The 21,835-nt window shown below is 55.1% G+C and carries 16 protein-coding genes; 11 read left to right on the top strand and 5 right to left on the bottom strand.

Annotated features, from left to right (window positions below; all coding sequences use genetic code 11):
• The first annotated feature begins 960 nt into the window (after nt 1-960).
• On the top strand, nt 961-4,578 hold the full coding sequence (locus tag VAE57_RS05780) for a histidine kinase N-terminal 7TM domain-containing protein (protein ID WP_322820939.1): 3,618 nt from the start codon (nt 961-963) through the stop codon (nt 4,576-4,578).
• A gap of 490 nt (nt 4,579-5,068) precedes the next feature.
• Here the strand turns inward: VAE57_RS05780 and VAE57_RS05775 are convergent, their stop codons facing one another.
• Complete coding sequence (locus tag VAE57_RS05775) at nt 5,069-6,949, bottom strand: MSCRAMM family protein (protein ID WP_322820938.1); 1,881 nt, start codon at nt 6,947-6,949, stop codon at nt 5,069-5,071.
• 793 nt (nt 6,950-7,742) lie between these two features.
• Here VAE57_RS05775 and VAE57_RS05770 point away from each other — a divergent pair.
• From VAE57_RS05770 to VAE57_RS05755, 4 genes are all read left to right on the top strand, one after another.
• The gene (locus tag VAE57_RS05770; RefSeq protein ID WP_322820937.1) at nt 7,743-8,435 is read left to right on the top strand and encodes a histidine phosphatase family protein; all 693 of its coding nucleotides are present in this window, start codon (nt 7,743-7,745) and stop codon (nt 8,433-8,435) included.
• A gap of 2 nt (nt 8,436-8,437) precedes the next feature.
• The gene (locus VAE57_RS05765) at nt 8,438-8,965 is read left to right on the top strand and encodes a DUF3090 domain-containing protein (protein ID WP_012257527.1); all 528 of its coding nucleotides are present in this window, start codon (nt 8,438-8,440) and stop codon (nt 8,963-8,965) included.
• A gap of 75 nt (nt 8,966-9,040) precedes the next feature.
• Nucleotides 9,041-9,784 (top strand): SCO1664 family protein, encoded by a 744-nt coding sequence (locus tag VAE57_RS05760; RefSeq protein ID WP_322820936.1) that lies wholly within the window; start codon nt 9,041-9,043, stop codon nt 9,782-9,784.
• A gap of 975 nt (nt 9,785-10,759) precedes the next feature.
• The gene (locus VAE57_RS05755) at nt 10,760-12,199 is read left to right on the top strand and encodes an STAS domain-containing protein (protein WP_322820935.1); all 1,440 of its coding nucleotides are present in this window, start codon (nt 10,760-10,762) and stop codon (nt 12,197-12,199) included.
• A gap of 366 nt (nt 12,200-12,565) precedes the next feature.
• On the opposite strand, the gene VAE57_RS05750 is transcribed toward VAE57_RS05755, so the two are convergent.
• On the bottom strand, nt 12,566-14,179 hold the full coding sequence (locus VAE57_RS05750; protein ID WP_322820934.1) for an ABC transporter ATP-binding protein: 1,614 nt from the start codon (nt 14,177-14,179) through the stop codon (nt 12,566-12,568).
• Nucleotides 14,176-15,381 (bottom strand): aminotransferase class V-fold PLP-dependent enzyme, encoded by a 1,206-nt coding sequence (locus tag VAE57_RS05745; RefSeq protein WP_322820933.1) that lies wholly within the window; start codon nt 15,379-15,381, stop codon nt 14,176-14,178. The genes VAE57_RS05750 and VAE57_RS05745 overlap by 4 nt, the downstream gene beginning before the upstream one ends.
• Before the next feature lie 277 nt (nt 15,382-15,658).
• On the opposite strand from VAE57_RS05745, the gene pth reads away from it, so the two are divergent.
• Both pth and msrA read left to right on the top strand, forming a co-directional pair.
• The gene (gene pth, locus VAE57_RS05740; RefSeq protein WP_322820932.1) at nt 15,659-16,225 is read left to right on the top strand and encodes an aminoacyl-tRNA hydrolase; all 567 of its coding nucleotides are present in this window, start codon (nt 15,659-15,661) and stop codon (nt 16,223-16,225) included.
• A gap of 86 nt (nt 16,226-16,311) precedes the next feature.
• Nucleotides 16,312-16,857 (top strand): peptide-methionine (S)-S-oxide reductase MsrA, encoded by a 546-nt coding sequence (gene msrA, locus VAE57_RS05735; protein WP_322820931.1) that lies wholly within the window; start codon nt 16,312-16,314, stop codon nt 16,855-16,857.
• Nucleotides 16,858-16,898: 41 nt separating this feature from the next.
• Here the strand turns inward: msrA and VAE57_RS05730 are convergent, their stop codons facing one another.
• Both VAE57_RS05730 and rplS read right to left on the bottom strand, forming a co-directional pair.
• Nucleotides 16,899-18,053, bottom strand: coding sequence for an iron-containing alcohol dehydrogenase (locus VAE57_RS05730; protein WP_322820930.1), 1,155 nt, complete (start codon nt 18,051-18,053; stop codon nt 16,899-16,901).
• A 511-nt stretch (nt 18,054-18,564) separates the two neighbouring features.
• Nucleotides 18,565-18,915, bottom strand: a complete 351-nt coding sequence (gene rplS, locus VAE57_RS05725; RefSeq protein ID WP_322815207.1) for a 50S ribosomal protein L19 — start codon at nt 18,913-18,915, stop codon at nt 18,565-18,567.
• A 237-nt stretch (nt 18,916-19,152) separates the two neighbouring features.
• Here rplS and VAE57_RS05720 point away from each other — a divergent pair, with 237 nt between their 5' ends.
• From VAE57_RS05720 to VAE57_RS05705, 4 genes are all read left to right on the top strand, one after another.
• The gene (locus tag VAE57_RS05720; RefSeq protein ID WP_322820929.1) at nt 19,153-19,614 is read left to right on the top strand and encodes a CheW domain-containing protein; all 462 of its coding nucleotides are present in this window, start codon (nt 19,153-19,155) and stop codon (nt 19,612-19,614) included.
• Entirely contained in the window at nt 19,611-20,024 is a 414-nt protein-coding gene (locus VAE57_RS05715; RefSeq protein ID WP_322820928.1) for a hypothetical protein, read from the top strand. Before VAE57_RS05720 ends, VAE57_RS05715 begins: the two co-directional genes overlap by 4 nt.
• Nucleotides 20,021-21,481, top strand: coding sequence for a methyl-accepting chemotaxis protein (locus VAE57_RS05710; RefSeq protein ID WP_322820927.1), 1,461 nt, complete (start codon nt 20,021-20,023; stop codon nt 21,479-21,481). Before VAE57_RS05715 ends, VAE57_RS05710 begins: the two co-directional genes overlap by 4 nt.
• 152 nt (nt 21,482-21,633) lie before the next feature.
• Complete coding sequence (locus VAE57_RS05705) at nt 21,634-21,819, top strand: hypothetical protein (protein ID WP_322820926.1); 186 nt, start codon at nt 21,634-21,636, stop codon at nt 21,817-21,819.
• Nucleotides 21,820-21,835: the final 16 nt, after the last annotated feature.

The raw sequence follows: 21,835 nt of genomic DNA, 5'->3' as shown, positions 1-21,835 counted from the left end.
ATCCCCTTACGATAGGTAGAGCTGTTATTGTCGAGAAATGTTCTCTGTCATATAAACATATTTGCCGATCAATATCAATCGGTTCTATATTCTTTTTAAGAGTATTTTTTATGTTTTAATAAGAAACATAAATGTAGACACTACCGCTATGCGTACTGAGCAAGAGAGAGATAATCTGCGCGATGATCACTATGTCACACGAAACGGCTACCAGGAAAAGTCGCTTATTTTTATTGTTGAAAAGTCATGTAGTGGTGAAAGGATTACCCTCTAACCATATTTGATGTAGAACCTGTTTCAAAAACAGCTACCCATACACAGCATCCCCGTGACCAGCAGGGTCAACGGCGTGCCATGCGCCGGATCGCGAGTACGGCTGCTGCGGTAGCCATGCTGCCGCACTCCATATCGCGCAACATGTACATGACGAGCGGGTAAGGCAACCAATCCGAGGTGTGATGGCACCGGTGATGGTAGGCAGTCTGGGAGCAGGATAGGCTGTTTTTGTTGATTAGCAAGCGTTCATGCACATGGGCGACCGTCTGGCAGCAGGACAGCACAGCTTTTAATTAAGATAAAACCTTGATTTGGTGTGTGTCCCACACACTCGCTGCGAAGTGGAGTGGATGCTGAAATACTCGTTGTATCAACAGCGTGGTTGGCCCTGACCTTCACCCGACCAGCCCTCTCTCGCCATATGGTGGGCGTTGGATTGGTGACGGGCATGTATAAGCGCAATCGTGCAGGAGGCTGAAGTCCAACACTTTTCACAACAAAACAAATAATGTAACAATGTGCTGGTATGGTTATGGATGACTGGAATAATCGCTGATGATTGATTATCCATTGAACTCGCATTGTGTAATAATAGAAGCATAGCGATGCCGTGCTAGGAAGAAACCTTCATGCAATGGCTGTTCAGTGTTCCCGACAAAGGTGAAGGGGCCGGAATAATCACCTATGACCATTGAAGTACAGGTTGCCGTTTTGCTGCTCTGGGGCAGTGCTGCGCTGACGGGGAGTATTGCGTACTACGCTTTTCGTCACCTCGTCCGGCCCGGTGCGCTCACGTTAGTGTTGCTGTTGACGGCAATGAGTGGGTGGTCACTGTTGTACGCGGCTGAGTTACAGTCACCTTCGTTGGCGGCGAAAGTGATCTTTGCCAAACTACAATATCTGGCCATTACCACAATCCCGCCGTTGTGGCTGATCTTTGCCTTGCAGTACACTGGCCGTGATGACTGGCTGACGCCATTGCGACGACGGCTCTTGTTTATTCCGGCGATTGTGACCTGTTTGCTGGTGTTGACGAATGAATGGCACGGTCTGATCTGGCGCGGTGTGACCCTTGATCCGAGAGGACATCCAGAACTCTTCGTTGCCGGGCGTGGGGTTTGGTTTTGGGTCCATACGACGATTGCCTATAGCCTGATCATCGGCGGCATTGCGCTCTACATCGTGTTTGCGATGCAGGTAGCGCGTCTGTATCGCTATCAGGCACTGATGATGGTGGGGAGTGCGCTGGTGCCGCTATTGGGCAATGCTGTCTATTTGTCAGGGGCATTACCGCTGGGTTGGATTGATCCAACGCCGCTTATTTTCGCCGGTTCGGGTGTCTTGTTGGCGATCGGATTCTTTCGGTTTGGGTTATTTGATGTTGCCCCAATCACTGCCCGTACCATTGTTGCCCATCTGCAAGATGCAGTTATGGTGCTCGATCATTTGTACCGCGTCGTTGAGTTTAATCCTACTGCACAACGTCTTCTGGGGATTGATGAACAGATCATTGGTTATCCGCTCACCAGGTTGGCGCAGATACGTCAATTTATTCCAGACAAAGGACTGGTGGAGGGTTCCTATGAGATTGTGATCGACACTGAAGCCAATCAGCGCGTCTTTCAGCTCAGTGTCGCGATAGTTCGCGAGCGGCAGCATGTGCCGGTGAGCTACATTCTGGTCTGGCGTGAGACGACCCGCAAGTACGTTTTGCTGACGACCGAGCGGCGGCGGGTGGAGCGACAGCGCCATCTAGTGCAGTCAATCGGTGAGTTGCTGGCTACAACCGACACCGCTACTTTTTACAACACACTGATGGTCGCTGCGCAAAAAGTGTTGACTGCGGATAAGGCAGCGATATACCTCTATGACCGGGCAACCGATAGTCTGAGTTGTCCGTATGCAAGTGGGCTTTCAGCGGAGTATGTTGCCACAATTAACCGGTTTTTTCACAATGTCCCAGGGGTACAACTGCTGCAAAGTCCCGAACCGATTGTGGTTGCCGATGCCCAAACTCATCCCGGTTTAGCGCCACTCCGCGAGGCAGTGGTGCGGGAAGGATTTCACTCCTATGCAGTCTTTCCGCTGTTTATGCCGGATGGTCTGGGTGGTGCGTTTGTAGTTTACCGGAACATTGTCAAGCCATTTTCAGAAGATGAGATCAATGCCGGTCAGACACTGGCGTATGTTGCTGCCACGATGCTGGAAAACAAACGTCTCTTGACGGGTGCCCGTCGCCACGCTCGTCAGATGGCGTTACTAAATGAGATAACACGTACCGCACTTGGGATCGATGATCTGCACGAGATGTTGCGGCTGCTGGCAAACCGACTAGGTGAACTGTTTGAAGCGGATGGTGCGTATCTCGCGTTGTGGGATGCGCATCTACAACGTCCGGTGCCAGCCGCGGCTAATGACGCATTGCACGAGCGGTACATACAAATGCAGGCTGCACCTGGTGAGGCAACGCTTACGGAAAGCGTGTTGCGGGAAAGACGGGTTCTGGCAATTGAGGATGTTCTGGATACCCCGTACCTGAGTCGGCGGATTGCAGCCCTCTTTCCGACGCGCTCGATGCTTGCTTTACCGCTGATGGTTGAGCAGCAGAAGCTCGGTGCCGCATTGATTGGGTTTAATCAACGGCATCGGTTTACCGATGAAGAGATCACACTTGGCGAACAGGTTGCAGCCCAGCTTTCACTGGCCATGGTGAAAATTCATTTGCTGGCCGCCGAGCGGGAACAGCGGCGGTTGGCGGAAGCGTTACGCCAGGCCGGGTTGGCGCTGAGCGAAAGCCTTGATGTTAACACGATCCTGGACAGGTTGCTCGACGAGATACAGCGAGTAGTGCCGTATGATTCGGCGAATGTGATGATTGTCGAGTATGACGAGCAGCAGCAGGCGCAGCGAGCCAGGCTTACTCACTTGCGAGGGTATGATCGCTTTGGTGAAGCAGTTGCCCGTGCGGCGGCGGCAGTGGTGTTCGATGTTGCCAGTACGCCCAATTTGCAGCGAATGCTGACAACCGGTCGACCTTTCATCATTCCGGACACTGCACAGGAGCCTGAGTGGGTCGATATCGAAGCGGCTGCCCAAGTTCGTTCGTGGGCTGGGGCACCAATCATCATTCACGGTCGGGTAATCGCATTTTTCTCGTTAGACAAAACTGAACCGAATTTTTATCGGCCAGAGCATGCCGACTATCTGGCTGCCTTTGCTGGACACGCTGCACTGGCCATTGAGAATGCCCGTCTCTACAGTGAAGCCCAGCGTCGTAGTGAAGAACAACGTATTCTGTATGCCGCAACCCGTGACTTTAGCGCCGGTCTTGACGAAGCGGCGATCTTTGAAGCAATTGTACATCATCTGGTGAAGGCACTCGATGCGGCACGTTGTGTCATCTTGCGTTGGGAGTCGCTTCAGGAGCAGCTTGTTATGGCGTTTGCCTGTACAGCGGCGACTACGATGGACGATATTGAGATGGGGAGGGTGTATTCGCTGCGCGAAGTGCCGATCTTGCAACAGGTATTGACAAGTGCTGAGGCAGTCTTCATCAATACTGACCAGGATGTCGATGGTACGTTTCTCGGTCAATTAGATTGCCCAAAGCTGTTGCTCTTGCCGCTAGCGACCGGCCTAAAGACAGCAGTGCACGGTCTCGTGGTTGTCGGACGGACGGGCAGTGATCCCGATTTCACCACTGCCGAACTCCAACTGGGCCAGAGTCTGGCGACGCAGGCAGCGACTGCGCTGGAAAATGCACGGTTGTATGCCGAAGTAGAAGCGCTGGCGGTTACCGATAGCCTGACCGGGATTGCCAATCGCCGTGCTTTTGATCGGGCACTTGAACGTGAATTTGTACGGGCGCGTCATTACGGTTATCCACTGGCGCTGATTATGGTCGATATCGATTCATTCAAACACTACAACGATACGTATGGGCATCTGGCCGGTGATGTTCGATTGCGGGCAGTGGCACAGTTGCTGGCGCAATCGGTACGTGAAGTAGACTTTGTCGCCCGCTACGGTGGTGAGGAGTTTGCGATTATCCTGATCAACACCGACAGGCAGGCGGCGATAGCTGTCGCCGAGCAGATACGGCGCAAGGCTGAAATGTCGTGTCCTGAACCGCTGAATGGATTGCCGGTGCCCGGCTATACCCTGAGCCTCGGTGTGGCAGCCTTCCCGGACGATGCTCAGACACCTATGGCGCTGTTGCTGGCTGCCGACAATGCCGAGCTAGCGGCCAAGCGGGCCGGGAAGAACCGGGTGTGGGCGGTGGGGTGTGATGTCAAATCGTGACCAATACGGTGTCTCATTGCTGAGACTATCAATCGTTACCGGTTAGCCTGGTACCTGTGCAGCGTTTTGCAGTGTTGTACGCGAGGAAGCTGCTCCCCGTGAGGCTGGCTTCTCGCCTATGCTTATCCATACCTTTCACCAGGATCGCGTACCGGTACGGGTACGTGCTATGCACCGCCCCTGATCGTGAGTACGGCTGCTGCGGCAGCGTAGCTGCCGCACTCCAAACTACGCGCCACAGGCAACCCTTTCTGGAAACGATACCCTCGCCGAAACGTGATCTGATGCGTGCGTCGTAGCGGCGTTGGTTCTGCACTTTCGTGATCGAGTGTGGTTGAAGGGTAATCGTCGGATTACAGGTTATGAACGCTATTACACCAGATTTGATAGTATGTGCCTGCGTAACGGTATTTCCGGCACACATTTGAGCGGGCACCGACCTCACCTCTGGCCTATTGCCCAGGGGTGAGGTCGGTATCAACGGACTGTGTCAGGGTGTATTCCCACCACCGAAATCATCGAACGTGGCGTTTGCCGTCTGGTGGTACCAGACCCCAATGCGACCACCACGGTTGGCAAAGAAGCTGGTGGTTGAGGTAGCGCCGATCAGGACGCCGTTCCGGTACACGCGGACTGAACCGTCGGCCAGCGCTCGGGCACCGAGAACGTCGCCGTTGGCAAGAGTAATCGGAATGGTGAGATGGGTTGTCCAGTTTTGCCCGGGCTGGATACTCTCGACCACAACCTGCTGATTGACCGCATCATACGAGACAAGGATCATCCCTCTAGCATAATTGTTCGTGGCCCGTGCTTTGAGGATCAGCGAATGATGCTTCCCTTGCGGGTCAATGGTCGTCAGATTCACACAGGCCACCTGATCGGCGCCGAAGGTGCGTGGTGCCTTATTCCAGAAGATCGCACCTGCGGTTGTGAAGGGTTGGACCTGGTTGCTCAGGATGCGGTAGGTGCTGGTTGCACCGGTCCAGTTCTTCCCAAGCCCTTTCGTTGTGTTTGCGCGATTGAAGTCGTCGAGCAATGGACAGGCCAGGGCCGGCCCGACATAGGTGTTCTGAACCGTTACCTGCGCCGTTTGGTTCGGTTCAACATTCGCCGGTGCGCCGGTAATGGTGACGATCCAGTCGCTACCCGGCGACTCGCTCACGGTGTAGGTGCCCGGTACCAGTGGCCCAAAGGTCAGCGAATCACCGCTCGTGGTCTGGCAGAAGGGCGTGGGATAGGAAGGTCCGCTGATGCAGATATTGAAGGTAGTGTCGGGAATGGGTGTAACGCCCTGCCAGTTGATCGTCTTGTTGACATTCAGGCTTCCCGGACGGAGCGTATTGGTGACCGTCACGGTGACCGGCTGATCATCGGTGATGCTTACGGTGCCGGGTAGAGACACATCCCACGCCGGGCCGGGATCGGTCTCGGTGACGGTATAGTCGCCGATCTGCAAGCTGCTCCAGGTTACACTACCGCTACTCGTGGTCTGGCAGTTCCCTGATGGATACGACGGGCCGGTGATGCAGATCTCGAAGGTCTGGCCGGTTACCGGTGGCGCCCCACTCCAGTCAACAACCTTGGTGACGGTGAGTTCGCCCTGAATATCAACCTCAAAATTGGCATGCACCTCATCGCTGCCCCACTGCAACGTCACATTATCGACGAAGCCGCGGAAGGTAGCGCCCCAGCCGGAACCAACCCCCACATTCACCCCGAAAACGATTGAAAACTGGTCAATATTGATCGGCGCCGGGTCTCCCGACAGACCGACCGGCGAACCGGTAATCCAGTCGTTGAGGGTGGAGTTGTAGTTCTGAACAACACCGCTGGGGATTGATTGACCGGAAGGAACGAACATCCAGAACTTGCCATTCAGGATGTTTTGGGTAATCCATTGATCGGTCGGTATCGAAGTTGCACCGTTATAGACAGGCTCCCAGATCAGGAGCGCGTACTTACCGAAGGTTGGGGATAATGGGTTGGCATCACCGACGTACAGGCGTAAGACCGGAGCGAGGTGACTGGCAGTGGTGCTGCTGCTGGAGCGGTAGTACTCGTAGCTCAGAGCAGTCAGACCGGCCAGGGTGCGGCTGGGAAAACTGGCGGGATTCCAGAGCTTCTCGTAATCAGCTTTGTCCTGGCCTGGTGTAATGGTATTGGTAGTAAACTCCAGCGAGCCATTGCCGGAACGGGGCTGGGCAGTAGTGATGGCGACAGTGGCATTAGCGCGTACATTGGCAGGCGCCCAGCCGTCGGGTGCGCTGGATGTGACGACAATCGCCAGCGCAGTGGTTGTTGTCAGACCGAGCAGACATATGACGACAATGAGCGTCCATGCCATGCGTCGGTAACGGTAGAAAAGATTCATAGACCCCCCTAAAGCAGGTTCTGTGAATTGTTGCTACTGTTCGTTTGGCAGACAATACCGGATGCGATGAGCGCGTGATGTTACGGATGTGAGAGTTTCGTTGCTGCGAGTCACCTCCTTTGACATAGTGGCAAGACGTTATCAGCCGACCAATCAAGTAGGGACGATACCGGAATGATGGGTTCAGGATTGGGTAGCCGAGACGCAGAGTAGGATGACAGCGGGAAATACGCAACACCTCATAGCGTGCCAGGCTATGCTGGTTGGGCTATATATCCCGGGTTGATGGTGAGTGGCCGTGAGTAGATGACGAGGGGTGTGACAGTATCTGAAACGTTGTTCTGATCTACCCAGAACCAGCACAGACTAACACTTTGTACCGTCATATACACCCGTCATGACGTTGAAGTAGTGTGACGACAGGGATGTGTATTTTTTTGACTGAAAAACAACTGTGTAAACCATTATATTATCAGAGTTTGCGATATGATCTAAAAATTTTTTCATCTGTCTGATGAAAAAATAATTAGCTTTTAAGTGGTAAACATTGGTTATAAAAATATATTATAAAAGCAATTCTAAAAACATCATTTTAAATAACAAAGAATAACAATCTGTCTTAACCACTACTTTTGGTTCCTTCGTTGGCAAGCGCAACGCTCTACTGTGACATCGGCGCAACCGTGGTATCATGGGATAATGAATGTACTAATGAACGTGCAATCAGGTTGCCCGGAAGAACGGAGAGCAATTGCACGCACGATGTAAACCAGCATAGATGGCAGGTGTCGTTGTGCCAAACGAAGAACGTCGCGTAACCACAGTTCTCTTGATCCGCCACGGGACGAATGACTGGGTACATGGCCGGTTAGCCGGCTGGCTACCGGGGGTTCATCTCAGTGAAGAGGGGCGCCGACAGGCGGCAGCGCTGAGTGAACGATTGGGGGATTTACCGATTACCGCACTCTATACCAGTCCGCTGGATCGGTGTGTAGAAACCGCCCGGGCAATTGCTGAGCCACGCGGGTTGCCATTGCGGATCGTGGAGCAGATTGGCGAGGTGCGTTACGGCGATTGGGAAGGTGCCGAGTTGAAAGAGCTGTACAAGCACGAGCTTTGGCCGGGAGTACAGCACTATCCGAGTGGCACCCGCTTTCCGCGTGGCGAGACATTGGGTGAGGCGCAGATGCGCATGGTTAGCGCCATTGATCAGTTGCGTGCTCGTCATCAGGGTGAGCTGATTGCCGTAGTTTCACACGCCGACTTGATCCGGCTGGCACTGGCGTATTATATTGGTGTCCACATTGATCTGTTTCAGCGGCTGGTGATACATCCTTGCTCGTTGAGTGCAATCGCATTTGAGCCGATGGGTCCTCGCTTACTGGCGTACAATGAGACCGGGTCGCTTGATCATCTGCGCCCCAAACCGTCTTCACCGCCGGACCCACCGGCGACAGCGTCCCCGTCATCAACGGAGGCAACGTAGATATGGCAGAGTTTACCTTTGATCTGGAATCGGTGCATCGCATTACTGCCGGGGCAGTTGGCCCACGGGGTCGGCGCGTGTTTTACTTGCAGGCCCGGCGGGGTAATCGTTTGGTTACCCTCCTGGCTGAAAAGGAGCAGATTCGCGAGCTGGCGAATGCGATCAATCGCCTGCTCGAAGTGATTGGCGAACGGAACCCCCGGCTGGCAACCTCTGATGATTTGCTGGTGACCGATATGAGCCTTGAGGAGCCGCTCGAACCGGAGTTCCGCATTTATCAGATGGGCCTGGGCTACGATAGTGAACGTGATCGGATTGTGTTACTGGCGCAGGGGATGCCGGAAGGCAACGATGAAGAGCCGCTATCGGCACGGTTTTCGGCGACCCGCGAACAGATGAAGGCGCTGAGTATTCACGCTGAACAAGTGGTAGCAGCCGGTCGTCCAATTTGCGGGAATTGCGGTCGCCCGATTGATCCCAGTGGTCATTTCTGCCCGCATCGCAACGGTCACGGCCCGGTGTATAGCTGATCACGTCTGATCAGGAAAAGGTCGCGCAAACGACCAGGGAACAGGAAACCCATACGCTATCGTGAAAGGCAGGGTATGGAAGGCGGTCAGGCACGCGAGTTGAGTGTCGCACGGATCCTTACGGCACTGGCACAGGGTACGATGAACGTTGAAGCAGCCATGCCGTACAGCAGCAATTATACGCTGCTCACCAGTATTGTTCACGATGATCTTCATCTGCTAGCAGTGTATAAGCCCCAGCGTGGCGAACGCCCGTTATGGGATTTTCCGCGTGGCACACTCTACCGGCGTGAGGCTGCTGCATATCTGGTGAGCGAAGCGTTGGGCTTTCATCTGGTGCCGCCAACCGTTGTGCGCGATGGGCCGTATGGAGTCGGCATGGTGCAGTTGTTTATCGATAACGATGAAGAGGTGCACCTGTTTACAATGTTGAAGCAGGGTGGGTACGAGCACGAGATCAGACTGCTCTGTGCGTTTGATTGTCTGATCAACAATGCTGATCGAAAGAGTGGTCACTGTCTGCAAGGGCGCGATGGCCGATTGTGGGCGATAGATCACGGGATTTGTTTTCATGTCGAACCCAAACTGCGGACGGTGCTCTGGGATTTCGTTGGTGAGCCGCTTCCTGATGAGGTGATCGCCGCCTTTACCGATTTTCGTCAGCAGCTTGATCAGGATGATCGGCTAAGCCAGGCCCTGCATACCTTACTTGATCGGGCTGAAGTGCGAGCGTTGCGGCGGCGACTGAACCGCTTGCTTGAACAGGGCTGCTATCCGCCCCCCGGCCCCGGCCCACACGTGCCCTGGCCACCGGTGTAAGCGATTAGAGGGCTTCCCAGCACTCAGACGTTACAGCTTGAGAGTGATACATCGATCACGTTGATCTGCCAGCGCACAGCTTCGCTGGCTGGTATCCCTTTATTGCCTGTCTTGCGTGCAGACGCCATACCAGGAGATGAACGTACCAGGTGTGGAAAAGGTCTTGTTCCGCAACGTGTGTCTGTCTACGATGACTCCATTACCCGTGCGAGCTGTTGAGCCATAACACCTGTTTCCAGAACTTATTTCATAAAAGCTGTGCTATCGTGCTTCCAGACGGTCGTACAGACGCATGAACGCTTGCCAATCACCAAAGACAGGTTGTCCTGCTCCTGTCCTGTTGGCAGAGAGCAGTTTCGGTCGTGCCATCACGCGCTGGAGGGGTTGCCTTGCCCGCTCGTCATGTGCGTGTCGCGGCGTTTGGAGTGCGGCTGCCATGATCACGATCCGGTGCGTGGCTTGCTGTTGACCCTGCTGGTCACAGCGATGTTGTGTGTGCTCGGCTCGTCACGTTTATAGAGGCTGTCAGTAATGAAGTAAATGTTTTTGAATAGGTTCTACAGCGGACAGTAGTAGATCATCTGTCAGCAGACCTCTGCGCAAGTACCGGGATGGATTGGGAGGGGGTGAGGGTGTTACAGGTTCTGTCTACCGTGCGTGTTCGCGAGGATTGTTCGTTATCCCTCGCCATGCTTCCCAGGCTACCAGATTTCATATTATCCAGCTAGATTTACAAACAACCTCTCCACTACATTGCAATCGCTATGCTCGAGTGCTATCATACGTTTTGAATAAATTGCTGCTGGTAACAGTACTCGTAAACGTCTACATCTCGCGTCTGACAGGCTTTTGTTGCGCTTTCACGAGTGGTCTGGTGCCGGGCGTGGGGGCAGTTGCCGGAGGTGTGACAGAGAACTCCATGTATTCACGCCAGTTCTTTGATCACGACAGTCATACACGTACACGGATAACTACATGGAACTCCTCGCCATTATCTTCACCATTGTTATTCTTGTCACCAGCATTGTGTATGTTTTGTTGCAAGATTATCGAGCGACGGCGAATCGTATTTTTGCCCTCTTTACCACTGCTTCGTTGCTGTTAAGTTGTGCCGGGGCGGTGCGTTTTGCCAGCCGGAACCAAACCGAGATATGGTTGTTGTCCGGGCTGCTGACCTCGCTGCAAGCTGCGATTTTCGGTCTGTTGATCTGGTTGATACTCATTCTCTTTATGCCGCATCGCTACAATCAACCGGCGATCCGCTGGGCTACGATTTCGCCATACCTGGTGATGGCGATTGGTCTGGCAATTGACTGGTACGGTCGGTTTGGATTTGTGGGCCGTGATGTCTTTCGCGAAGAGCGTGGCGTTCTGACGTTCGTGCGTGGGCCGGCTTTCGGGCCGGTATTTGCGCTCTACATCATCGGTTGTATTGTTATTCCGGTGACGATTCTGGTGACGCTCGCGGTACGGCATGCCGCTGTGCGGATGCCGACCATCTGGCTTACAGCGGGGACATTACTCACTTTTTTGACCGGCTATGTGTTTCGAGAAATTGGTCTAACCGCGCTGACCTATGCCAGTCTGCTGCCTATCCACCTCTCGTTTGGCTGGGTTACGATAAAGTATGGTCTTTTTCGGCCTTCGCAGGTCGCTCTGCAAGCAGCCGTTGACCATTTGCCTGATGGGGTGCTGGTGCTCGATGCAAATCGTCAGGTACGGTTTGCCAATCGTGCTGCACAGCAATTGTTGGCGCTGGAGATAGGACGTGGTTTGGAAGAGGTACTACACGGGGCAGGCTTTGTCGAACAGAATACGGTTTCCGATCCCAGCCCTGGCTATCGTCGTTTTGTGCGGGGAAATGAGCGGGTGCTTCTACTTTTCGAGGTGGCAATCCGTGACGAGCGTGGTGGATCGAGTGTCGTGCTGTTGGGTGATGTGACGATTGTTGAGCGGCAACAGGCCGATCTGCTGGCGTCGCAGGCGATCCTGTCCGAGCGGAGTGCAGCGCTGGAACGGTCACTCGCAGAGCTTCGCCAGCGCGATGATTTATTGCGACGGTTGACTTTGCCGATCATCCCGCTCAGCTCAACGACGCTGGTGGTGCCTTTGATCGGCATGTTTGATACTGAACGGTGTCAGACGCTGGTGCAGTTAATCCTGAACGAAATGGCAACCCGTCAGGCGCGGGTGGTGCTGATTGATGTTACCGGACTGACGGTGTTCGATCAGACGCTTGCTCTTACGCTGAACCAGCTTAACCAGGGTGCCCGGTTAATGGGAGCGCAGATTGTCCTGTGCGGGATTCGCCCTGATCTGGCTGAGGTGATGATCCACACCGGCTCGATGTGGGATAGAATTCGTTCCTTCGCAACGCTTCAGGACGGTGTCTCCGCATTGCTTTTGGCAAGGTAGAACCTTTTTCAAAAACATGTACGAGAAGTTATCTCCTTCATTCCTAACCGACTCTATGATGGTAATGAGCATACCTGGCATCTCAGTGACCAGTAGGCTCAACGGCATGCCACACACTGGATCATGAGCACGGCTGCTGCGGCAGCCATGCTGCCGCACTCCAAACGTCGCGACACGCGCATGACGAGCGGGTAAGGTAACTACTCCAGGGCGTGATGGCACTGCCTGAGCTGTGCTCTGCCAACGGGCCAGGAGCCGGGTCGGCTGTCGTTGGTGATTGGCAAGCGTTCATGCGCCTGGGCGACCGTCTGAGTGCAGACTGCACAGCTTTTTATGAAATAAGTTCTAGTCAGCAGCATGCTGATGTTACGGTGATCGCCTTCCCAATCCGTCAAGCGCTTGCGGAACGGTCAACCAGCCCTGGCCGGGAAACAGTTTGGCGATCTGCGAGGAAAAGATGAGACTATTGCCGAGTAGTTCGGCAGTCGATCCTTCAACGACAACTTCTCCTTCACTCAACAACACCACCCAATCGGCACACGCGGCAACCAGTTCGACATCGTGGGTGGCCATGATCACAGTCCGTCCATCCCGGCAGAGACTACGTAGCGTGTCGATCAGGTGATGCTTGGCGTGGTAGTCGAGACCGCGGGTTGGCTCGTCGAGCAAAATAAGCTGCGGATCACCAGCCAGGCCGGCGGCTAAAGCGGCCCGTTGTGACTCACCGCCGCTCAGGCTACGCGGGTAGCGGGCTATCAGGTGGTTGATACGGAAGCGGGTGAGGATGTCACGAATGGCAGATTGGGTGGGGGATAGCCTGCGCCCACGCAAACTAAAGGTAATCTCTTCCTCAAGTGTGTCGTGGAAGAGGATACTGCGCGGCTGTTGTGGTACATACGCAACGTGTCGAGCCAGTTCTTCGACGGCCAGCGGGGTAATGTCACGCCCTTCCAGTTCGACGCGCCCTTCGCTGGGGCGAACGAGGCCGATCAGTGTCTTCAGGAGTGTACTCTTACCACTGCCATTGCGTCCCATCAGGGCGATAAGTTTGCCACGCGGGAGGTCAAGCTGTACCCGGTAGAGCGCTTCGTGCTGACCATAGCGTACCGTGACATTGCGTAACCGTGCAATCGGTGCGGTGGCGGTTGGTGGTGACGGTGGTGCGGGTAAGGTAACATCCGGTAGTTCAGATGGCACAAACTTTCGCCCTTCTTTAATTGTCAGCGGTAATGGTTGCCAGCCCAACACAGCACCGAGATGCTGAAGTGGTGGCCGGAGATCGATTCGGCTCAGCACTTCGCGTGGTGGGCCAAGATCGCTCTCACCGTTTGGTGACAGGTAGAGGATGCGATCTGCGTACTGCACGACACGTTCCAGCCGATGTTCACACAGCACGATGGTGATGCCCAGGTCGGAATTGAGCTTCTGGAGCGCAGTTAAGACCTCTTCCGCCCCATGAGGATCAAGCTGACTGGTAGGTTCGTCGAGCACCAGCACTCGCGGTTGGGCAGCCAGTGCTGCTGCAATCGCCACTCGCTGTTGCTCGCCGCCGCTGAGGGTCGCCACGTGGCGGTGGCGCAGGTGAGCTATCGCCAGTTGATCTAGCACCTCCTCGACCCGCCGCCGCATCATTGGTGGTGGCACACCCAGATTTTCCATCGCGAAGACAATCTCGTCTTCTACCCGCTCAACCACAAACTGGCTTTCGGGGTCTTGCACCACAAATCCAACCAGGTCGGCCAGATCACGGGGTTGATGATGGAGTGTGTCGCGCCCCCACACACGCACCCGACCGCGAAAGTGTCCGCCGTAGAAATGGGGCACCAGGCCGTTGAACAGGCGTAGTAGCGTACTTTTGCCAACCCCACCGGGGCCGCAAACAAGTAAGAATTCGCCGGGTGCAATCTGAAGATTCAGGTTGCGTAAGATTGGCTCAGGGGCACCGGGATAGGTGTAGCTTACGTGGTCGATGTCTATCATAATGTGCTCAGTACGGCTTGCAGGCCGGTCAACAATCGCTCAACATCCGTCGGTGTATTGTAGACCTGGATGGAGACGCGGATCAATGGTCGTCCTTCCCAGGTGAAACATGGTACCTCAATTCGCCACTCGCGCCAGAGCCGGGACTGAACCAGTGTCGGATCGCACGGTGGCAGTGGCAGTGCCCGCATTTGTACCCACCAGCCTGGATCGTCAGGGGTAAGCGGTGGTGTATCACTGAGTGCCAGGATGTGCTGCGAGGCGGTTCGCAAGAGTGCGTGGCACGCCAGCCGCATCGCGCTCCAGTTGTAGCGACGTTGAAATTCGATGGCTGCCGGTACGGTGAGAAATGCCGAAGGGTCATCGGTACCCATCCATTCGTAATACGCCTGTAGTGGTCTTCCCTCCGGGTAGGCGAGAAAACTGCCCTGGAGCGGAGTGGGTGGCTGCCATCCCCAACTTACCACCAGTGGTTCCAGTTTGACCTGATGTTCAGGACGAACGTAGAGAAAACCGGCCCCTTTGGGCGCACACAGCCATTTGTGGCAGTTACCGGCGTAGAAATCGGGGGCTAATTCGTGCAGGTTCAGATCGATCTGACCCGGCGCATGCGCACCGTCAATGACGGTCAGAATCCCTGCTGCCCGTGCCCGCCGGCATACCTCTGCCACCGGCATCACGATTGCCGTTGGCGAGGTGATATGGCTGAGCAACATAACCCGTGTACGCGGAGTGACGCCCTGCCAGATCTGATCGATAATCTCATCAGGTGTCGTTACCGGCAGTTCAACCGGCTGATTCGTGTAGGTTGCGCCTCGTTGCAGACATACGTAGCGCCAGGCACGCTCGATAGCGCCGTATTCGTGCGTGATCCCCAAAACTTCATCACCTGGTTGCAAATCCAGTGAACGGGCCACAATGTTGAGCGCGTAGGTGACGTTTGGGACAAAGACCACATCCTCTGCTGCTGCACCGACGAAGGCTGCCAGTTCAGAACGGGCCTGATACAGCAGATCTGATAAACGCCGTCCGAGAAACTCAACCGGTTGTGCTTCAAGAGTACGCTGCCACTGCTGATAGACAGCAAAGACCGGCTGCGGACAGGCGCCGAAGCTGCCGTGGTTGAGAAAGGTCATATCGCGACGGAGCAGAAATTGTTCGGCCAGTTCTGGTATGGGTAGAGAGTACGTTGTCACTGTCATGATCGATCCTTAATTGAGGTTGTTGTCTGTTAGCCTCTATTATCGCCGATAAATGGCGAGAAGATGATAAGCTCCCCTGATCATGCAACCTCGTTCCAATTCCTCTTTCCGTTGCCTGCACCCTCTCCCTGCTCACCCTTCTTTTCTCTCTCCTCACGCCTCTTCCCCCTTCCCTCTCCCTGCTCACTCCTACTTCCTATCTCCTTGACGCATACCGCAACCGCTTCTACCATGCGCATCTGATGTAAAGGAATAGTATCCGGTCAGGATGGATCATATGTGGCTCATTGTTGGTCTGGGAAATCCGGGGGAGCGCTATGCGAGAACCCGCCACAATATCGGTTTTCGGAGCGTGGACACGTTAGCCGAACGGCATGGTCTGACCTTTCGCCCGCAACGGGCGAACAGTCAGCTTGCCGAAGGGAACATTCACAATCAGCGCGTGGTGCTGGCAAAACCTCAAACCTACATGAACCTCAGCGGGCAGGCGGTGGTCGCGCTGTGTAACTGGTACAAGATCGACCCGGCACGCGAGCTGTTGGTCATCTACGATGATCTCGATCTACCGTTCGCCAAACTTCGCATCCGTGAGCGCGGCAGTGCCGGGACGCACAATGGCATGCGTTCGATAGTAGCCCAATTGGGAACGACCGAATTCCCCCGACTACGGGTCGGGATTGGTCAGCCTCCCGGCAAGATGGACGCTGCCGATTATGTATTGGGGCGTTTCACGCCTGATGAAGAGGCTGCTCTTCCCGATCTGCTTGGACGAATTGCCGATGCAGTTGAGTTAATCTTACGGGAAGGTTTAACAACAGCGATGAACCGCTACAATCCGCTGTAGCACTCTTTGTACGAAAGCCTGCCATCCATCGTCAAACTGCGGTAGACTACAAAGAGGAAGCGATGACGTAGACAAGGAGAGTTGGTATGCCTCTGGAGACAGCAACGTTGGCCGGTGGGTGTTTCTGGTGTCTGGAAGCGGTGTACGATCAGGTGAGCGGAGTAAAGGATGTGGTATCGGGATACACCGGGGGGCACGTACCCAACCCGACATATCGCCGGGTGTGTGACGGCAATACCGGCCACGCGGAAGCGGTGCAAATCCAGTTTGATCCTGAACAGATCAGCTATCGCGAATTGCTGGAAATTTTCTTCAGTATTCATGATCCGACGACGCTGAACCGGCAGGGGGCTGATGTCGGCACACAATACCGTTCAGCGATCTTCTACCACTCTGAGGAGCAGCGTCAGACGGCCGAGCAGCTTGTACGTGAGTTGACCGAGCAAAAGGTGTTTCGCGATCCGATTGTGACGCAGATCGTCCCCGCTACCACCTTTTATCCGGCGGAGGACTATCACCAGGAATATTTTGCTCGCAATCCCTATCAGCCCTACTGTCAGTTTGTGGTAGCCCCGAAAGTGGTGAAGTTTCAGAAACTCTTTGCCCATCGGGTTGCCCGCGAGAAGATTTGATCGAAGGGGGCGAACACTATTGCTCGCCCCCTGCCGGGTTATCACCACACCTCTTCGAGCATAGCGAGTAACTCTTCAGGCGTTGCCGGACGGGGATTGTTGAAAATGGCCGGTTCAACTGCCGCCAGTTCAGCCATCTCCGGCAAGGCTTCACGCGGGACACCGACTTCACGGAGCGTAGTAGGTAACCCGCAGTCGGCAGTCAGTGTGCGCACCGCTGCAATACCATCAGCAATCACTTCGGCGTTGCTCCGGCCACCAACATTGACTCCCATTGCCCTGGCGATGCGGACATACCGTTCCGGCACTACCTCGCTGTTGAAGCGCATACCCGGCGGCAGGAAGATAGCATTCGCCGTGCCGTGATGAACGGGGAATTTGCCGCCCAGTGCGTGTGATAGTGCATGCACAACTCCAAACAGACTATTACCGCAGGCAATACCAGCCATCGTCGCCGCAATCAATAACTGGCTACGAGCCTCCATATTCTCGCCGTCGTGGACTGCATCGCGCAGATGGGCGGCTATCATGTCAATGGCTGCCAGTGCCAGACTATCGCTTAGGGGGTTGTTTTCAGTTGAAACATACGTCTCAATCGCGTGTGAGAGCGCGTCCATGCCCGTGGCCGCTGTCAGACGTGGCGGTAGGGTACGGGTCATGAGTGGGTCGAGAATAGCCAGGGTAGGGGTTACATAACGGCTTACAATACTTATTTTACGTTGACCTTCTTCATCAAGAATCACAGCAATTGGTGTCACCTCACTACCGGTACCGGCGGTTGTTGGGATTGCTACCAGCGGTGTAAGCGGGGTTTCAATCACGTTGTAGCCTTCGTAATCGGGAATTGATCCGCCCAGCGTAAGCACGATGCGGATACCCTTGGCCGTGTCGATGGGGCTACCGCCACCGACTGCAATCAGCAGGTCGGCGCCGGCTGCCCGCGCCAGTTCAGCGCCTGCTGTAACTTTTGCCACCGACGAATTGGCAGGTACATCGTCGAAAATACCGACCAGCTCTATAGGCGCCAGGCCGGCCCGGATTGGTTCGAGCAGGCCGGCCTGTACCACTCCCTTATCAGCCACAATAAAAGCGCGCCGTTGCGGCAGCGCATTGCTGATGACCTGCCCTAATTCACCGGCCAGACCCATCTGGTATAACACTCTGGCACCAAGACTAAATTCAAAAAAGTCTTGCATTGGCTTGCCCTTTTTGCTGTATATAAAGACCCCTACGCTCATTATACGACCGCGAGGCAAGAGGTTCAGGAAAGGTGTGATGAATGCGCCTCATTATGGGCTGTACAACAGGGAGCTGGCGATACTGAACAGGAGCACAGGCTACAGTTTGTGACCTGGATCTGTCTTCCAGCGATGGCCTGGTTTACCTGTTACCTATCATTGTCCGGTTTGTCTCTCGTTCTGGTGGGCACCAGTAATACTGGTAGGGCAATATGGCTTTCGGGAGATGGAGAACGGCGTTTCTGCTGCACACGCTGGCGTGGATACGGGGTCCAGTCCGGGTTGCCCGTAGAGCATCGTTTGGCGTGCGTAAGGCACGTTTCCATACCCACCTTGGCACCGGCAGGCGCGGGGTGTAGCGCGTACCGGAACATGAACATTCACGATAGCCATTGGCTATAAAAAAACCGAAGAGGCATTGCAATGCAACACCTCTTCGTTATCGTGTCGGCGGTGAGTGCTGTGTGGTCTAACGGCGCTCGCGAATCCGGGCTGCCTTGCCGGTGCGCCCACGCAGGTAGTAGAGTTTAGCCCGTCGCACTTTACCCTGACGAATAACCTTGATCGAGTCGATCCGTGGGGCGTGCAACAGGAAGGTACGCTCTACACCAATCCCGTGCGATGCGATGCGGCGGACGGTGAAATTCTCGTTGATCCCTTCGCCACGGCGGCGAATGACCACTCCCTCAAAATCCTGAACTCGCTCGCGATTTCCTTCGACCACTTTTACGCCGACGCGCACCGTGTCACCGACGCGAAATTCGGGAATATCGGTGCGGTACTGGCGCCGGCCCAACTCTTCTAGCAGTTGCTGCGACACGGCGTCGCTCCTTTCGCATGATGCCGGCAGGCGCCCGCATGGGAGCGGGACTGCACAGCGCACTGACACACAAATTTGGCAGGCGGGTGATTTGCCGCCTGCCAGATCGGCTCTGTTCCGCCTGCGATTATAGCACAGTCGTTGGATACCGGCAAGTAGCTTGACTGATGCGTCTGCTTGCCGTATGCTCACACATATTACCGGAGATTCCGGTCATCTGGTGCTGATATGGAAGCTATGCAATCATTATCGGGCCAGTCTCAAACCTCTGCATATCTGTATGTGCGCCTGGCAGCCGAGCATGTTGCTCTGGCCGGTACGGCGGTGCGAGAGATTATGCGCTGGCGGACACCAACACCGGTTCCGGGCACACCACCAACCATTCCCGGTCTGATCAATCAACGGGGGCAGATTCTGCCGGTGATCGATGTGCGCTTGCTGCTAGGTCTGCCGGCGGCACCGCCTGATCGGGCAACTCGTCTGATCTGGGTTCATCACGAGCAGATGGATGCTGCGCTTCTGGTTGATGCGGTGGTGGATTTGATTACGATTGAGTCGGCTCAGCTTGAACCACCCCCGATCAATCTTGTCGGCGCGGCTCAACGGGCGATACAGGCCATCTATCGTTATCGCGATGACCTCGCTATCGCTATCCTTGATCCGGCAACGCTGTTTATGCTTGTGCAGGAGGGGCTGTGATCCTGCTCATCGAGACGAGCTGCCGTCGCTATCTTTGCCGACAGAACGATGTTGATGCAGTTGGTTTTCCTTCAACTACTGACCGCGATGATCGTGGGCGACCGATCATGCGGTATCAGCTTGGCCCCTTACTCGATCCTTCCGATCCACCAGCTTCTGGACGCTTACACGCGCTCACGATTAATTTGCGGCGGCGGGTTGTAGAATTATTGGTGGTACGGATTGACCTTCTCGCTGAATCGCCATTGGTGGTGCCGCTCGCACCGTTTCTGACGGCGTGCTTGCAGTTACCATGGGTGACCGGTGCAGCGTTACTGGATGAACAGCCGGTTTTAATGCTCGATCTGCGGCGATTGGCTACCGATCTCGCGCTCGGTTTGCGCCTGAAACATGCTGAGGCTGCGTTATGAATTCGCGAACTACCACTTTCTTTGAACTGTCGGCTCTCCGTGAAAATCGGTTGCTTTTGCAATGGCTGGTTGTAGCTGGTGTGATTGTTCTGCTTCTGTTTTGGGTTATCGGTCTGGTTTTTTGGCTGGCCGGCAATGCAGCGATGGCTTCGTTCGTGATCGTCAGCCTGATCGCGTTGGTAGGACTGTCGCTCTACGGGCTGGCAAGCTGGTCATTCCAGCAAGGGCGAATACGCTCTGGTCGGCGCTGGCTGTTCCTGGCGATGACATTTGGGGCGATTCTGGTTCTGCTCCTGTTTGGAGGAGCTGATGGCGCACGGGTCAGTGTGATGTTTGTCGCCATCGTCAGCGCTGGCCTGCTCGGTAGTGGGCAGGATACCTTTCTGGTGAGTTTTGTCAATCTGGTCGCGTACCTGTTACTGTTGCTGGCCGAGCAATTCTGGGGGCTACAACCGTTCTACGCCGGAAGTCTCTGGATCGATGGTGGTTTTCTGGTGATTGCCGTGGTCTCGATCAGCACGCTGGCCTGGCTAAGTAGCCGTGATCTCAGCCGCGCCCTGATTGAGTCGCAATCACGGGCCGAAGAGCTGTTACGGAATACCGAGCAGTTGATGGAAAAGAATATCCAGCAGGTCGAGCTGGGTAGTGAACTGGCTGCGGCTGCCGCTGAATTACAGGCCAATTCACAGCAGCAGGCCGGTGGTGCCAGCGAGCAGGCCAGTGCCGTCACAGAGGTCTCGACCACGATTGAAGAGCTGGGAAGTACTGCCCGTCAAATCGCACAGGCGGCTGAACATGTGTCTGAAGCGGCGCAGCAAACGCTGGAACAACTGAGCAGTGGTCAGTCTGCGGTTGATGAGAGTATTCAGGCGATGGAGCGGATTCGTCAGCGCGTGCAAGATATTTCAACTCGTGTGCTCGGTTTAGGTGAGCGGTCACAACAGATCGGCGAGATTATCGACCTGATTGATGATATTTCTGATGAAACCCATCTGCTTGCGCTCAATGCAGCCATTGAAGCTGCTGGTGCCGGCGAGTATGGTCGCCGCTTTGCAGTGGTCGCCGCTGAAGTGAAGAGTCTGGCCAATCGCACGCTCGCCGCGGCGAAAGAGGTTAAGGGGGTGATTGCCGAAATCCGCCAGGCTACCAGCGCTGCGGTGCTGGCCGCCGAAGAGGGGAGTAAAGAGGTTGAACGCGGCGTTGAGCTGGCACACCGCGCCGGGCAGGTGATGGATAACATCGTGATGGTGGCTGAACGCACAGCGCAGGCGGCAGCCGAAATTGGTCTGGCAACCGCGCAGCAGCAAAGCGCTAGTGAGCAGGTGGTCGAGACGATGCGTGAAATTGCTGAGGTAGCCCGTCAATCGGCGCTCAGTGCACGCCATATGGCCGAATCGGCAGCCAGGTTGAATGCGATTGCCGCCCGCTTGCATGGACTGGCTTCTTCTGATCATTAGCTTACTCCAAACCGGCGAAGTGGTTACCGGTGAGGTGCTGAAGGTCTGCTCCAGCGGAGTGCAATCTGTATGGATGGGTGAGGCATTTGCGGAGCAAACTCCTCTAACCCAATGCTGCCTTTATCACCACAGAGACACGGAGGAGACAGAGGATGGGTACAATCCGAGTTGCTGCTTTGAGGCGTGACGTAGCGCGTCCATGGGAACTACCTGCTGCCCACATCGTTCATGCGGTTGCACTGCACGGTGTTGAGCACCACGTCGTGCAAATCCTCCTGGCAGTCAGCCTCCGTGGTCTGCTCACAGCATGGGAGCAACTTGGGTTACTCTACTATTGAACAGACCAGCCTTACC

It is taken from the genome of Chloroflexus sp. (assembly GCF_034434295.1).
Taxonomy (GTDB): Bacteria; Chloroflexota; Chloroflexia; order Chloroflexales; family Chloroflexaceae; genus Chloroflexus.
Note: the sequence above shows the minus strand (reverse complement) of the source record. Positions and strands in the feature narration are given on the sequence as shown.

Coding starts and splice junctions, on each gene's coding strand:
- msrA (WP_322820931.1), top strand. CDS start 16,312: ATGCCTCTGGAGACAGCAACGTTGGCCGGTGGGTGTTTCTGGTGTCTG.
- VAE57_RS05780 (WP_322820939.1), top strand. CDS start 961: ATGACCATTGAAGTACAGGTTGCCGTTTTGCTGCTCTGGGGCAGTGCT.
- VAE57_RS05775 (WP_322820938.1), bottom strand. CDS start 6,949: ATGAATCTTTTCTACCGTTACCGACGCATGGCATGGACGCTCATTGTC.
- VAE57_RS05755 (WP_322820935.1), top strand. CDS start 10,760: ATGGAACTCCTCGCCATTATCTTCACCATTGTTATTCTTGTCACCAGC.
- VAE57_RS05765 (WP_012257527.1), top strand. CDS start 8,438: ATGGCAGAGTTTACCTTTGATCTGGAATCGGTGCATCGCATTACTGCC.
- VAE57_RS05705 (WP_322820926.1), top strand. CDS start 21,634: ATGGGTACAATCCGAGTTGCTGCTTTGAGGCGTGACGTAGCGCGTCCA.
- VAE57_RS05730 (WP_322820930.1), bottom strand. CDS start 18,053: ATGCAAGACTTTTTTGAATTTAGTCTTGGTGCCAGAGTGTTATACCAG.
- VAE57_RS05720 (WP_322820929.1), top strand. CDS start 19,153: ATGCAATCATTATCGGGCCAGTCTCAAACCTCTGCATATCTGTATGTG.
- pth (WP_322820932.1), top strand. CDS start 15,659: ATGTGGCTCATTGTTGGTCTGGGAAATCCGGGGGAGCGCTATGCGAGA.
- VAE57_RS05745 (WP_322820933.1), bottom strand. CDS start 15,381: ATGACAGTGACAACGTACTCTCTACCCATACCAGAACTGGCCGAACAA.
- VAE57_RS05710 (WP_322820927.1), top strand. CDS start 20,021: ATGAATTCGCGAACTACCACTTTCTTTGAACTGTCGGCTCTCCGTGAA.
- VAE57_RS05760 (WP_322820936.1), top strand. CDS start 9,041: ATGGAAGGCGGTCAGGCACGCGAGTTGAGTGTCGCACGGATCCTTACG.
- VAE57_RS05750 (WP_322820934.1), bottom strand. CDS start 14,179: ATGATAGACATCGACCACGTAAGCTACACCTATCCCGGTGCCCCTGAG.